This is a genomic window from Pantoea sp. M_9, assembly GCF_008631385.1.
GTDB classification, from domain to species: domain Bacteria; phylum Pseudomonadota; class Gammaproteobacteria; order Enterobacterales; family Enterobacteriaceae; genus Pantoea; species Pantoea eucrina.
In genome coordinates this window covers 523,231-535,954 of the sequence record NZ_VWUF01000002.1, presented here as the reverse complement: position 1 = coordinate 535,954, position 12,724 = coordinate 523,231, and the positions used below count along the sequence as shown (strand labels likewise).

The 12,724-nt window shown below is 57.4% G+C and carries 12 protein-coding genes; 3 read left to right on the top strand and 9 right to left on the bottom strand.

All coding sequences use genetic code 11. The features are described 5' to 3' along the window. The first annotated feature begins 92 nt into the window (after nt 1-92). Nucleotides 93-1,424 carry an aspartate aminotransferase family protein gene (locus F3I15_RS06365; protein WP_150017101.1) on the top strand — a complete coding sequence of 444 codons (1,332 nt, stop codon included), beginning with the start codon at nt 93-95 and terminating at the stop codon, nt 1,422-1,424. A 4-nt stretch (nt 1,425-1,428) separates the two neighbouring features. Here the strand turns inward: F3I15_RS06365 and F3I15_RS06360 are convergent, their stop codons facing one another. The 8 genes from F3I15_RS06360 to F3I15_RS06325 all read right to left on the bottom strand — a co-directional run bounded on the left by F3I15_RS06360 (nt 1,429) and on the right by F3I15_RS06325 (nt 9,643). After that, the gene (locus tag F3I15_RS06360) at nt 1,429-2,295 is read right to left on the bottom strand and encodes a DMT family transporter (RefSeq protein WP_150017212.1); all 867 of its coding nucleotides are present in this window, start codon (nt 2,293-2,295) and stop codon (nt 1,429-1,431) included. Between the two features lie 32 nt (nt 2,296-2,327). Further along, nucleotides 2,328-2,966 (bottom strand): leucine efflux protein LeuE, encoded by a 639-nt coding sequence (leuE, locus tag F3I15_RS06355; RefSeq protein WP_040113891.1) that lies wholly within the window; start codon nt 2,964-2,966, stop codon nt 2,328-2,330. Nucleotides 2,967-3,202: 236 nt separating this feature from the next. Continuing rightward, a complete protein-coding gene (locus F3I15_RS06350; RefSeq protein ID WP_150017100.1) occupies nt 3,203-4,600 on the bottom strand; it encodes a cytosine permease in 1,398 nt (465 codons plus the stop codon). 183 nt (nt 4,601-4,783) lie between these two features. Beyond that, nucleotides 4,784-6,250 carry an aldehyde dehydrogenase gene (locus tag F3I15_RS06345; protein WP_150017099.1) on the bottom strand — a complete coding sequence of 489 codons (1,467 nt, stop codon included), beginning with the start codon at nt 6,248-6,250 and terminating at the stop codon, nt 4,784-4,786. Between the two features lie 12 nt (nt 6,251-6,262). Next, nucleotides 6,263-7,300 carry an LLM class flavin-dependent oxidoreductase gene (locus tag F3I15_RS06340; protein ID WP_150017098.1) on the bottom strand — a complete coding sequence of 346 codons (1,038 nt, stop codon included), beginning with the start codon at nt 7,298-7,300 and terminating at the stop codon, nt 6,263-6,265. Then, entirely contained in the window at nt 7,297-8,238 is a 942-nt protein-coding gene (locus tag F3I15_RS06335) for a flavin reductase family protein (protein ID WP_150017097.1), read from the bottom strand. The genes F3I15_RS06340 and F3I15_RS06335 overlap by 4 nt, the downstream gene beginning before the upstream one ends. 3 nt (nt 8,239-8,241) lie before the next feature. Beyond that, on the bottom strand, nt 8,242-9,069 hold the full coding sequence (locus tag F3I15_RS06330) for an alpha/beta fold hydrolase (RefSeq protein WP_150017096.1): 828 nt from the start codon (nt 9,067-9,069) through the stop codon (nt 8,242-8,244). Next, nucleotides 9,041-9,643: an amino acid synthesis family protein gene (locus tag F3I15_RS06325; protein WP_150017095.1), complete on the bottom strand. Its 603-nt coding sequence runs from the start codon at nt 9,641-9,643 to the stop codon at nt 9,041-9,043. The genes F3I15_RS06330 and F3I15_RS06325 overlap by 29 nt, the downstream gene beginning before the upstream one ends. Nucleotides 9,644-10,176: 533 nt before the next feature. Between F3I15_RS06325 and F3I15_RS06320 the strand changes: the two genes are divergently transcribed. Beyond that, nucleotides 10,177-10,854 carry a GntR family transcriptional regulator gene (locus tag F3I15_RS06320; RefSeq protein ID WP_150017094.1) on the top strand — a complete coding sequence of 226 codons (678 nt, stop codon included), beginning with the start codon at nt 10,177-10,179 and terminating at the stop codon, nt 10,852-10,854. Between the two features lie 2 nt (nt 10,855-10,856). Then, entirely contained in the window at nt 10,857-11,144 is a 288-nt protein-coding gene (locus F3I15_RS06315) for a DUF1330 domain-containing protein (RefSeq protein WP_150017093.1), read from the top strand. Nucleotides 11,145-11,322: 178 nt separating this feature from the next. Here F3I15_RS06315 and F3I15_RS06310 read toward each other — a convergent pair whose 3' ends face one another. Then, nucleotides 11,323-12,519 (bottom strand): FAD-dependent oxidoreductase, encoded by a 1,197-nt coding sequence (locus F3I15_RS06310; RefSeq protein WP_150017092.1) that lies wholly within the window; start codon nt 12,517-12,519, stop codon nt 11,323-11,325. Nucleotides 12,520-12,724: the final 205 nt, after the last annotated feature.

Genomic DNA, 12,724 nt, shown 5'->3' with positions numbered 1-12,724 from the left:
GAGTTTTCCGCTGACTAAACTTGAGTTAATTAGCATTTAACTTAACCGATGCCTGATTGCAAACTCTGGCTATACATTCTGGAGAACCCGCCATGTCCGAACGCACTGATACCGCTTCCCTGAACCTGCAGTCGCACTGGATGCCCTCCAGCGCCAATCGTAATTTCCAGCGCGATCCGCGCTTTATCGTGGCAGCGGAGGGACGCTGGCTTACCGATGATCAAGGGCGACACATCTATGACAGTCTGTCAGGGCTGTGGACCTGTGGCGCTGGCCATACGCGCAGTGAGATCCAGCAGGCGGTAAGCCGGCAGCTCGGCGTGCTTGATTACTCCCCCGGCTTTCAGTATGGTCATCCGCTCTCGTTCCAGCTGGCAGAACGTATCACGCAGTATATGCCGGGCGATCTCAACCATATCTTTTTCACCGGCTCCGGTTCTGAAGCGGCAGACACCGCGGTGAAAATGGCGCGCGGCTACTGGCGCGCGAAAGGCCAGCCGGCCAAAACCAAACTGATTGGTCGCGCCCGCGGTTATCACGGTGTGAATATCGCCGGCACCAGCCTCGGCGGCATTGGCGGCAACCGTAAAATGTTTGGTCAGTTTATGGATGTGGATCACCTGCCGCATACGCTGCAAAGCGATCTCGCTTTTACGCCAGGTCAGGCTGAAACCGGCGGCGAGGCGCTGGCTGATGAAATGCTGAAACTGATTGAGCTGCATGATGCGTCAAACATCGCCGCGCTGATTGTTGAGCCGCTTTCCGGCTCCGCCGGAGCCATCATTCCGCCACGGGGTTATCTGCAGCGCCTGCGTGAGATCTGCACGCAGCACAACATCCTGCTGATTTTTGATGAAGTGATCACCGGCTTTGGTCGCATGGGACGCTGGACCGGCGCAGAGTACTTTGGCGTGACGCCGGATCTGCTTAACTTTGCCAAGCAGATCACCAACGGCGCTATCCCGCTGGGGGGCGTGGCCGCCAGCAGCGAAATCTACCACACCTACATGTCACAGCCGCTGCCAGAGCATGCGGTGGAGTTTGCGCATGGCTATACCTATTCCGCCCATCCGGTCGCCTGCGCAGCGGCTATCGCCACGCTTGACCTGCTGGAAAAGGAGTCGCTGATAGCGCAGTCGGCTGAGCTGGCACCGCGATTTGAGCAGCAGCTCCACGCGCTGCGCGGTTGTCCGCACGTGGTGGATATTCGCAACTGCGGGCTGGTCGGGGCAATTCAGCTGGCGCCGCGTGAAGGCGATGCCACGCTGCGCCCTTTTGAAGCGGGCATGCTGTTATGGAAGGCGGGATTCTATGTTCGCTTTGGCGGCGACACGCTGCAGTTTGGCCCGATGTTTTCTGCTCAGCCTGACGAACTCGACAGGCTGTTTAATGCGGTAAGCGATGCGCTGTATCGCCTGGCGTAAGCGATCACGCCAGCGCTTTCGCCTGCTGCAGCCGGTAATAGAGCAGCGACAGTAATATCAGCAGACAGCCAAGCATCTGCCGGGCCGACATCGCTTCGCCATACCAGAGAGCCGCCGCCAGCACCGTCAGCAGCGGCTCCAGAATCATGATCAGTGCGGCGTTCGCCGCGCTGGTCATGCTCTGCCCTTTCAGCTGCAGCCAGAAGCGCAGGCTGGTCGCCAGCAGCGCGCTGGCCGCCAGCCAGCTCCAGGAGGCCAGCGCAATCTCCTGCGGCCAGCTTTCAGAGAGCAGCGACAGCACGCCTGCTACCGCGCCGGTGCAGGCGAGCTGCACCGTGGCCAGCGGACAGACAGGAACCGTCGCGGCAAAGCGGGTGGTGAAACAGAAGTAGACTGCCTGAACCAGCGCGGCACCGAGGAACAGCAGCTGGCTCAGTTCAAAATGGAGATCCTGCCTGAGCGTCAGCAGCGCCAGCCCCGCGATGCCTACCGGCAGAGAGAACCAGAACGCACGCGCCGGGCGGCTGCGCAGTATGACCCAGGCAAAAAGCGGCACAAACAGCATCGACAGGCTCATGATAAAAGCCCCCTCACCCAGCGAGCGCGTGGTGGCGACGGCATAAATCCACAGCAGCATATAAGCAGACTGCAGCAGCCCGCTCATCAGAACCGGCCTGATATTCCGCAGGGTATGGCGCAGCTCGGCGGCACGGCACAGCAGCAGCAGTACCGCGCTGGCAGAGAGAAAGCGCAGCGCAACAAAGGCCAGCGCGGGCATACCGGCTATCGCTTCGCGTGAGCAGATCCAGCCAAATGCCGCGATGAGCGTGGTGCTTACCAGCAGGGCATCAGCCTGACGTTGTCTGGCTATCATTTATCTCTCCGCAGCGTGCGTAGTTGCCATCAGCTCTGAGCGCTCACCAGCCGGACGGCAAAACCAAAGAACAGCATACCGGTCAGCATATTGGCAAATTTAACCAGCCGCGTGCGGCTGCGCAGGAAGCGGACCATCACCGCGCCCGCCACCAGCAGCACGGAGTAGTAGCTGAAGCTGATAAGCTGGATCAGCGCACCCAGCGTGGCGAACGCCGGCGCGGTATGAGTGACTTTGGGATCAATAAACTGAATAAAGAAAGAGACGTAGAACAGGATAGCTTTAGGGTTAGTCACCCCCAGCAGTACCGCACGCAGAAAGTAGTTTTCTGCTTTGACCGGCTCAGCAGGCTGCGCATCCGCACGCTGGCGCAGCGCGCCCATGATGATTTTGATACCCAGGTAAAGCAAAAACATCGCGCCCAGATAGCGCACCATCATAAAGATGTGCGGGCTGGTGCGGATTAGCGTAGCAACCCCTGCCCAGGCAAGAAAAATCAGGATCAGATCGCCTGCCATGACGCCTGCAATCGCTTTAGACGCAGCTTTCATGCCGCGGCCCATGCCAGTGCGTAAAACATAGAGGCTGTTCGGGCCGGGTAACAGAATAATCACCAGCGCACCTGCCAGAAACGTCCACAAATCGATAATGCCTAAATCTTGCAACATCAGTGCCATAGCTCCATTCACCGTGCGTTATTCGCACGGCGTAATCAGAATATTTATACCGGGTTAACCAGACGACAGCGCGCCGCTGCCGCGCGCTATGGTAGCAGGTATCCCGCATAAATCGCACCTCTGTCGCGTGTGGTTGTCGTGTATCAGGCGGTAGCTGACGGCTGGACGTTAATCACTACAGCGGGCGGCGTGCCGGGGAAGCAGACCGGGGCGTCCCTGCCCGGTGATTACACCTTGCTTTCAGGCACTACGGTCAATACCGGCTGATGCCTGCGATGAAACAGCGGATAGGCGATACTGGTCACGACCAGACTGATAATCCATGAGATATCCACGCCAGGGATCAGTTTTGCATAGGGACCGGAGAAAAATGCATTTTCGATAAAAGGAACCTGTACCAGGATCCCGGCAAAATAGACCAGCAGCGCCTGCGTATTAAGCCGCCCGTAGCGCCCTCCGTCCGCCTGAAATATGGCTGCCACATCGTAGTGCTGTTTATTGACGCAGTAGAAGTCGAGCAGATTGATCACAATCCACGGGATCAGTACGGCGATCAGCGCCAGAATCAGGTTGATAAAGAATGCGACAAAGTTCTGCGACGCCGCCAGCGCAATCAAAATGCTGCCTGTCAGCACCAGAGCGGACACCACCAGCCGCACCGCCGCTCCCGGCGTCCAGTGCGGCCGGAAGGTTTGCACGGCCGTTATCAGCGATAACACCGCCCCGTACAGGTTCATGGAGTTATGACAGATGATATTCACCAGAAACAGGATCATCAGCAGCGGTCCCAGCCAGCCGGTGGCGTGGCGCACCGCCATCATGGCGTCATCCGCCGGAGCAATACTGACGGCCATCATGCCAAAGACAAACGCCAGGATAGTTCCGCCGCAGGCGCCGAGGTAAGTCGCCCAGAAAGGACGGGCGATCCCCACATCGGCAGGCAGATAGCGCGAATAATCTGAGGTATAAGGTGAAAAGCTGATTTGCCACACCGCACCAATGCAAAAGGTCCCGAACCAGCCTGCCGCGCTCAGCGACCCGCGCTGCCAGAAATCTGCCGGTAGCGGCTGCGATAGCATCAGCGTCAGTCCCAGCAGCAGGGCCGCGCCCATGATCCATGCGCCGATTTTATTGATCCGGTGAATAAAGCGGTAACCTATCACGCCGATCGCCGTTGCCAGCACGGCGCCTAAAATCGTGGCGCCGGCCACCGGCAGCGCCGGAATAACATTGTTAATTACCCGGCCCGAAAGCGAGATATTGGAGATAAAGAACCCCAGATAGATCACAGTGGTAAAGCTGATTACCAGCAGCGAACCATAGCGCCCGAACTGCGCGCGACTCTGTACCATCTGCGGAATGCCGGTTTTCGGCCCCTGCGCAGAGGTCAGCGCAAGAAAGATGCCACCAAAGAGATGGCCGGCGATAATCGCAGAGAGCGCGGAGATCACATTGAGGTGAAACGTTTCGGTTGCGATCGCCCCGCTGACCACCGCCAGCGGAGCAATATTGGTACAGAACCAGAGCGTGAACAGGCTGTGCGGTTTGCCGTGCCGCTCAGACACCGGCACATAATCCACCGACTTGTTCTCGATAAACTGCCCCTGACGTGATGATTTTTCCACCTTACCCTCCAGTTGAGATGCAGAATTATTATGTGTTGCAGATACATCACTGGCGTTGTCATGCCATAGCCATCCCGACGATGTGCGTCTCGTCTTCTCGCAGGAGAAACTGCTGGCGGTAAGACTCCTGATACTTGGCGATCCGGCGGGCGAGGATGTGAATGGCCAGCGCCGGAAAGGGAATTAACGCATGATGAAAGGATCGTCGATGGGCTCATCGCTGGTGCGCAGCCATACCGTTTTGGTTGTGGTGTACTCGAGCGCGGCGTCAGTGCCGCCCTCGCGCCCGAACCCTGACTTGCCATAGCCACCAAAGGGTGCCAGCGGTGAGACCGCCCGATAGGTGTTCAGCCAGACCACACCGCTGCGCAGCTGGCGCGTGATGCGATGCGCGCGCGTCAGATTTTGCGTAAAGACGCCGGCGGCAAGACCATATTCGGTGCCGTTAGCCAGCCGCAGCGCGTCCGCTTCCCCGCTAAAAGTCAGCACCGAGAGCACCGGACCAAACAGCTCCTGCACGACACTCTCTGCTGCCGGCACGCTGCTGCAATCAAGAATAGTAGGCGGATAATAGAAGCCAGGCTTGTGAACAGGCTCATGCCCGATAATCAGCTTAGCGCCCTGCTCCAGCGTGCGGCTGACGACCTGTTCAATATTCTGTTTCTGGCGCAGCGTGCAGAGCGGACCAAACTGCGTTTCAGGCTGCTGCGGGCAGCCGATCACAATGCTGCGCACTTTACTCACCAGCCTCTCAATGAACGCCTCTTTAATACTGGCTTCAACCAGCAGGCGCGAACCTGCAACGCAGCTCTGTCCCGAGGCTGAGAAGATCGCCGCCACCTGAGCGTTAGCCGCACTCTCCAGATCGGCATCGGCAAAGACAATAAAGGGGGATTTGCCCCCCAGCTCCAGTGAGGTGCTGGCCAGGTTCTCCGCGCTGCTGCGTATAATATGGCGCGCGGTTTCTGCGCCGCCGGTGAAGGCGATATGATCGATAAGCGGGTGTGCGGTGAGCCGTGCACCGCACTGCTCAGCAAATCCAGTGATGACGTTAATCACGCCGGGCGGAAAACCCGCTTCATCAATCAGCTCTGCCAGTGCCAGTAAGGGCGCCGGAGCCACCTCTGCTGCCTTCACCACCAGCGTACAGCCAGCGGCGATCGCCGGGCCGATCTTCACCGCTGACAGAAACAGCTGGCTGTTCCAGGGGATAATTGCCGCCACCACGCCCACCGGTTCCCGTCTAACCCACGTTTCCATATCGGGTTTATCGATACTTAGCGTGGCTCCCTCCATTTTATCGGCCATGCCCGCGTAGTAGCGGTAATACTCCGCCACATAGGCTATCTGCGCCTGGGTCTCGCGAATAATTTTGCCGGTATCCAGCGTTTCAATGCGTGCCAGGCGCGCCGCATCCCGCTCAATCAGATCGGCCAGCCGCAGCAGCAGTTTACCGCGCGCGCTGGCGGTAAGCGCGCGCCACGCCTCTGACGTAAACGCGCGGGCAGCCGCCTCCACTGCGCGGTCAGTCTCCTGCTGTTCTGCGCCGGCAATGGTTGCCCAGGGCTCTGCGGTCGCCGGATTAAGGGATGCGAACGAGGCTGCGCCGGTTACAAACTGCCCGTCAATATAGAGTTTAAACGCGTCCATCTCTCTCTCCGCTTAGTGGAATTCCGGAACGACCTGATCAATAAAGCGCATCAGCGATGCCTTTTTGCGCTCAAAGGTCATACCGCTGTCGAGCCATAGCGCATATTCGTCATAGCCCAGTGCTTCATAGTTTTTCAGCCGGGCGATCACTTCGTCCGCCGTACCGATAGCCAGGTTCTGGCGCATTTTTTCCGCGCTGTAATAGGTGTTAGCGGCAATCTCTTCATCGCTGAGCGGCGCAATAAGCCCCTGCGTCACCGGACGCTCGTTTTTAAACCAGGCGCCAAAGTAGTGGTAGAAGCGGTTCAGCTCCTGCGCTGCCTGCTGTGCATCCGCCTCATCCGCCGCCACGAAACCGTGCTGCAGCAGCATAATTTTCAGCGGCTGCTCCGGAGCGTACTCCCGACGCGCCTCTTTAAACGTGGTGATCAGGCGGACAATCTCCTCTTCGCCCTGATGCAGCGGCGTGCACTGCACGTTACAACCCTGCTTAACGGCAAATTCATGGCTGTTGGGATCGCGGGCAGCAACCCAGATGGGGGGATGCGGCTGCTGTTTGGGTAACGGCGATGACGTGGTGGACGGGAACTGCCAGAACTCGCCCTGATGAGCATAATCACCGCGCCAGAGCGCTTTTACTGCCGGCACCAGTTCCCGCATGCGCTGGCCGGCTCCCCAGGCATCAAGGCCCGGCAGCAGACGCTCATACTCAAACGCATAGGCACCGCGCGCAATACCCAGCTCCAGCCGTCCGTTAGTGATGATATCGGTCATTGCCGCCTCCCCGGCAAGCCGAATCGGATGGGTAAACGGCGCAATGATGGTGCCGGTACCGAGGCGCACATGTCGGGTGCGGTGCGCAATATCCACCAGATTGATGAAAGGGTTCGGTGCAATGGTGAAGTTCATACCGTGATGCTCACCGGTCCAGATCGCATGCAGCCCGCCGCGATCGGCGATTTCGCACAGCGTCATCATCTCTTCGTAGAGCTTATCCTGTGCATCATCAGCCGAGACGCGCTCCATATGCAGAAACAGAGAAAGCTTCATACTACCTCCTGATGGGCTGGCGCAGAGAACTGGCGCACCGAGCCTTGCGCTTCATCGCCGTAATAGAGACCATAATTACCCGCCGCATATTCACGCATATAGCGTCCCAGCAGCGCCTGCAGCGCCCCGTTCGCAACCGGTACTGCAGCCAGATCCTGCAGATCACGCCACTCTCCCTGGTCAACAGCGGGTAGCGTACTGCCGGTGGGCTGCGCGCATAAAAAGACAATATGCTGCTGCTTTTTCTGCCGATCCTCCCACATGGAGTAGATAAAGCCCGGACTGGCGGTAATCTGCAGCGTGCTGAATACCTGCGTCAGCGTTTCATCGACGCTGCGACCGCGCATGGTTTGTGCCGGCAGGCCATACCCCTCTGGCTGCCTGACCAGCAGTACCTTACCGGCGGACTCGATAAGCGCGCTGACCACGACATCCGGCCCACTAATCAGCGACTCTGCCTGCTGATAAGGGGTAAAATAGGCGCCGCGATAGTAGCCCAGACCCGCCGTGCCGCTGGAAGCGAACTGCAGCACGTTACCAATCAGGATCGCGTGGTCGCCTGCATCAATCACCTGATGCAGCGAGCACTCAAACCAGGCCGAACTCTCATCAATCAGCGGCGTGCCCTGCTCCCCGCGATGCCAGCTGACGCGCGCAAAGCGATCGGCAATTTTCTGCGCAAATACGTTCGACGTCTCTTTCTGCTGTTCTGCCAGAATATTGACGGCAAAATGGCGGCACTGCGTAAAATGTTCAAAGTTAGCTGAACGCTTGTCGATGCTGACCAGCAGCAGCGCCGGGTCGAGTGATACCGATGAAAAAGAGTTAGCGGTAAAACCAATCGGCTCACCTTTCGCATCGTGGGTGGTGACCACGGTTACGCCCGTCATAAAGGCGCCAAAGGCGTCGCGCAACTCTCTGCGTTTATCTGCGTCCATAAGTTACTCCTGAATAAGCTCTTGTGACGTGACGGGGGCTGCAACCGGCTTAAGGAAAGAGAGCATCTCTTGCGTAACCCGTTCAGCATCGGTCAGATTCAACATGTGTCTGGCGTTATCGATAACCACTGCCTCACCGTGAGGTGCTGCGCTGGCCATCTGGCGTGTCATTTCCGGACTGGAGTTGGCATCCAGTTCGCCCGTCATGACCAGCACCGGACAGCGCATCTCTGCCCAGCGATCGGCATACAGCGAGTCGCCTTCAGCAAACGCCTGATAGGCGCGCGCATAGCCTGCCGGGCTGACCTGCTGCAGCCACTCGCCGACTTTGTGGCGCAGCGGTTGCTCCTGCGGGGTCGCGCTGAACCAGCGCTCCAGTGGCGCGTCCAGCTGCACATCGCCGCTCGCCAGCTCGTGAGCGCGCTGCAGGACCGCAGCGCGGGCCGCGGCTGAGCGCCTGAAGACGCCGCTCATGACGATGGCGCGGCTGACAGAGTGCGGACAATCAATTGCCAGCCCGGCGGTGATCAGGGCACCCATTGAGTGGCCGGCAACCGCAAAACGCTGCTCTGGCTGAGTCTTGAGAAAGGCTGCCAGCCAGGAAACGTAGTCGGTCAGCGTCGCGTGATGCCCGAAGCCTGTGCTGTCGCCATGCCCGGGCATATCCACTGCGATAACCCGAAAATGGCGGCTCAGTACCGCTATCTGGGGAAACCAGGCTTCCGCATTCATGCCCACGCCGTGAATCAGCACCAGCGGAGTGCCGGCTCCCGCTTCGAGATAGCTGACCTGCGCTGACGCCTCAGACAGCGGCTGGATTTTTCTGATCATGGCCAAGCTCTTTAAGATCAAGATAACGGTTACCGATGCGATGATGCGGGCGGCCGCCCAGCGCAGCGCCCAGCGCAATCACGATCTCGTCGCTGAACGGGGCATCATTGATGGTGAACTGCATGGTCAGATAGTGTTCGCGCGATCCCTCATCTTCTGTTCCCATCATCGGGACGAGGATCGGGGTGTTGGCCGGGCCGCGCGTATTGTTGAATGCCAGATAGGTTTTGCCCTGGACCGCAGAACGGTAGTGGTTACCAAAGTGCAATGTATGAATCAGCGCCGAGGCGTGCTCCAGCTCGCCGTTTAGTCCGGTAACGGCACATTTGCCATAGGCGACCACGCGCTCGCCGCCCCCCGCTTCTTTAACGATTAGTCCGGTCAGCAATTCGCCTAATACCGGCGCCATCTCACGGATTTCTGGTGCCAGATCTTCAACAAAGCCTCTGCCAGCCCACGGATTTTTGACCACGGCTGCAGCCGCAATCATCACCAGCGGCGTGCCCGCCGCTTTGCCGCCATCGGTATACACGGTTTCAGTGGTGACGACGGTTTTACGAATATCCGGATGCATGTAAACCCCTTTCAAGTTAACGGTTTGTTAATTGCTACTGGTGAAAGGGGTATAGCATTGCCGTTTTCGAGATGTCAAAACATGGTATACCATCATACGGTAATACCTAAATTGCCTGCTTTTTATGCGCCAGGATGCGCCAGACGCGGTCCTGAGCCATTTTAAGCGGGCTGCCAGTGCAGGTTTTAGCGGGTAGAAAATCAGCTATCGGAGTGTGACTGGCATCATAAAAGTGATGCAGGCCAGCGCAGCGCAAAAAAATCATGTGGCTGATAAATATGCATAATTTTTAAATTCAGCGCGGGAAAAAGAAATGCTTTAGCGATAAGTGATAAAAATGTGAGCAATGACAAATTCCTGTTCCGGCGATAACAGGATCAATCACAGCGCCGCTGAGGGCTTCATGACCTCAGACTCTGTTGCCGCCACGCCCGCGACGTTGCGTTAACTGCCGGAACAGTGCTAATAGTAAAAAAGAGCGCGCGCAGGGGGCTTCGCGCAACGATTCTTAACGCAGGACAATAGGGAAGATCATGATTGCGATTCACTCCTTAAGGATTGAAAACACGCCGGTGACACTGCGGGAACTGGCGCTGGTGAAAGTAAGACAGGCAATCATCTCGGGCTATTTTAAAGCGGGCGATCGTCTGGTTGAACGCTCACTGTGTGATGAGCTGGGGGTCAGTCGTACCGTGGTGCGGGAAGTGATCCGTTATCTGGAAGCGGAAGGACTGATCGAAAATCTGCCTAAAAAAGGGCCTATTGTGGCGCGGCTCACCTGGGAGATTGCGCAGCAGATCTACAGCATACGGCAGCTGCTTGAATCTGCTGCTGCAGAAGATTGCGCCCGCAAAGCCACAGCGGAAGATAAGCAGAGGCTGCACACCCGGCTGATGCGTATCGCCAGAGCATCTGAACATCACGACGATATTGAACGGGTTGAAGCGTCTCAGGCGTTTTATGAAACGCTGTTTTCGATTGCAGAGCATCATATCGCCTGGGAGATCGTGCAGCGGCTCAACAGCCGTATCAGCCGGCTGCGCGCCATGACGCTGCGCAGCCCTGAACGCCAGGTTGCCGGATTTGAACGTATGTCGCGTATCTGTGCGGCGGTTGAAGCCAGCGATCCGCAGCAGGCCAGAGAAGCGGTGATACAGCATCTGACGGAAGCGGCGCAGCTGGCAAAAACAATTCTGACAACGGAGGAGTAACCATGACCGCTTACTGGATAGCACACGTGACGGTGCATGATGCTGAGCGCTATCAGCGTTACCGGGATCTTGCACCGGCGGCCTTTAATAAATATCAGGCAACTTTTCTCGCGCGGAGCGAACAGGCGCTGACGCTGGAAGGCGAAAGCTATGGCCGGCATGTGTTAATCGCGTTTCCCGATTATCAGACGGCCCTGGCCTGTTACCATTCACCCGAATATCAGCAGGCGCGTGCCGCGCGTGCTGATATCGCTGACGCAACGATTGTTATTACCGAAGGATTAGCCTGAACCGATCCGGCTGCATAAATTACTTATCTGTTCAGCAAAATTAACTCATCGAACAAAATTCGTACGCTCGCCGAAACGTTGCTATTATAGTGACGCTAAACAGCAATGCGTTGCTGACGAGAAAGTTTACCGGTTATCGTTCGCCTGCCCGCCTCGCGGGCTTTTTTTTGGCTGCAATTCAGGCTTTGCCGGTCAGGCGCGGGCGCTCCGGGCGAAATCCCAGCCCGATAAGACGCCCAAAGAGGTGACGCAGGAACGGGTAGCGGCTGATGAACTGCGGTACTTTTGACGGCGTGCTGCGCGTGCGTTTTTTACTGCTCATCTTTATCTGCAGAAACTGCGTGGCAACCGTCGGAAACTGACGCCGCCGCTGGACTTTCTGTAGCGTTTTCAGGCTCACCCTGCCCCTGAGCAGTGAAGGCGTCAGCAGATTAGCGGTGGCCACCGCATCCTGAATAGCCAGGTTGACCCCTACGCCACCGATGGGCGACATCGCATGCGCCGCATCTCCGATGCACAGCACCCCTGGCCGGCACCAGCTGTCGAGCCTGTCGATCCGGATCGACAGCAGGTGAAACATCCCCCAGTGAGTCAGCACCTGCAGGCGCGCTTCACTAAAGGGAGCAACCTCAGCAAGCCGCGTAATAAACGCAGCGACATCGCCCGCTTTGAGCCGTTCAAACTCACCTTTTTCGATGGTATAGCCGCACTGCCAGTAGTCACCGCGATCGATCACAATAAAATTCTGCTTCGGTCCTTTATGGCCCATGCCGAGCGCCGGATCGTCGGGATGCTTAGGGAGTGAAAACCACAGCACGTCACGCGGTGCGCCAAAACTCTGGCTGGTTAATCCGGCTTTGGCGCGTACCTGTGAATGACGGCCATCTGCCCCGACCACAAGCGGTGCGTGAATAGTATGTCCCTGCAACGTCGTCAGGCCAGTAACCCGGTCTCCCTCCTTGATAAAGTCAGCAAAGCCGGTCTCCTGCAGTAGCGTAAAATTGTCCCAGGCGCGGGCTTTACGCGCCAGAAAATCGAGAAAATCCCACTGCGGCATAAAGGCGATAAAACGGCAGCGCACCGGCAGGCGGGAAAAGTCCGCCATGGTGATCTCTTCCCCGCCCACTTCCGCCTGCAGCTTTTCAGCGCGCTGATGCGGCAGCGTTAATAGCTCATCCAGCAGCCCGAGCTGATGCATCACTTCCAGCGTTGAAGGGTGAATGGTGTCACCGCGGAAATCGCGCAAAAAATCAGCATGTTTTTCAATCACAATCACATTTACGCCTGCACGCGCCAGCAGATATCCCAGCATCAGTCCGGCCGGGCCGCCGCCTGCAATACAGCAGTCAGTATGGAGAGTTTTACCGTTGGGCATTCTGTCAGTTCCGCATCAATTTGCTGATAATAATTATCATTTATATAGCATGTTATAGCGGCAAGGCGAGAAACTGATGCGCTTATATGCCCGTTTAGCAATCGCAGCGCTGCAATATTCTGTAAACATTAAAATAACCTGTTTTAAATAGTTTCCTTGCGGACCCGGCAGCTTATTCCAGGCTTATGAGATAATTTTTTACGCG

Bases quoted from the DNA above. Each gene is read 5' to 3' on its own strand.
- F3I15_RS06335 (WP_150017097.1), bottom strand. From the start codon at position 8,238: ATGGACGCAGATAAACGCAGAGAGTTGCGCGACGCCTTTGGCGCCTTT.
- F3I15_RS06330 (WP_150017096.1), bottom strand. From the start codon at position 9,069: ATGATCAGAAAAATCCAGCCGCTGTCTGAGGCGTCAGCGCAGGTCAGC.
- F3I15_RS06340 (WP_150017098.1), bottom strand. From the start codon at position 7,300: ATGAAGCTTTCTCTGTTTCTGCATATGGAGCGCGTCTCGGCTGATGAT.
- F3I15_RS06310 (WP_150017092.1), bottom strand. From the start codon at position 12,519: ATGCCCAACGGTAAAACTCTCCATACTGACTGCTGTATTGCAGGCGGC.
- F3I15_RS06325 (WP_150017095.1), bottom strand. From the start codon at position 9,643: ATGCATCCGGATATTCGTAAAACCGTCGTCACCACTGAAACCGTGTAT.
- F3I15_RS06320 (WP_150017094.1), top strand. From the start codon at position 10,177: ATGATTGCGATTCACTCCTTAAGGATTGAAAACACGCCGGTGACACTG.
- F3I15_RS06315 (WP_150017093.1), top strand. From the start codon at position 10,857: ATGACCGCTTACTGGATAGCACACGTGACGGTGCATGATGCTGAGCGC.
- leuE (WP_040113891.1), bottom strand. From the start codon at position 2,966: ATGTTGCAAGATTTAGGCATTATCGATTTGTGGACGTTTCTGGCAGGT.
- F3I15_RS06365 (WP_150017101.1), top strand. From the start codon at position 93: ATGTCCGAACGCACTGATACCGCTTCCCTGAACCTGCAGTCGCACTGG.
- F3I15_RS06345 (WP_150017099.1), bottom strand. From the start codon at position 6,250: ATGGACGCGTTTAAACTCTATATTGACGGGCAGTTTGTAACCGGCGCA.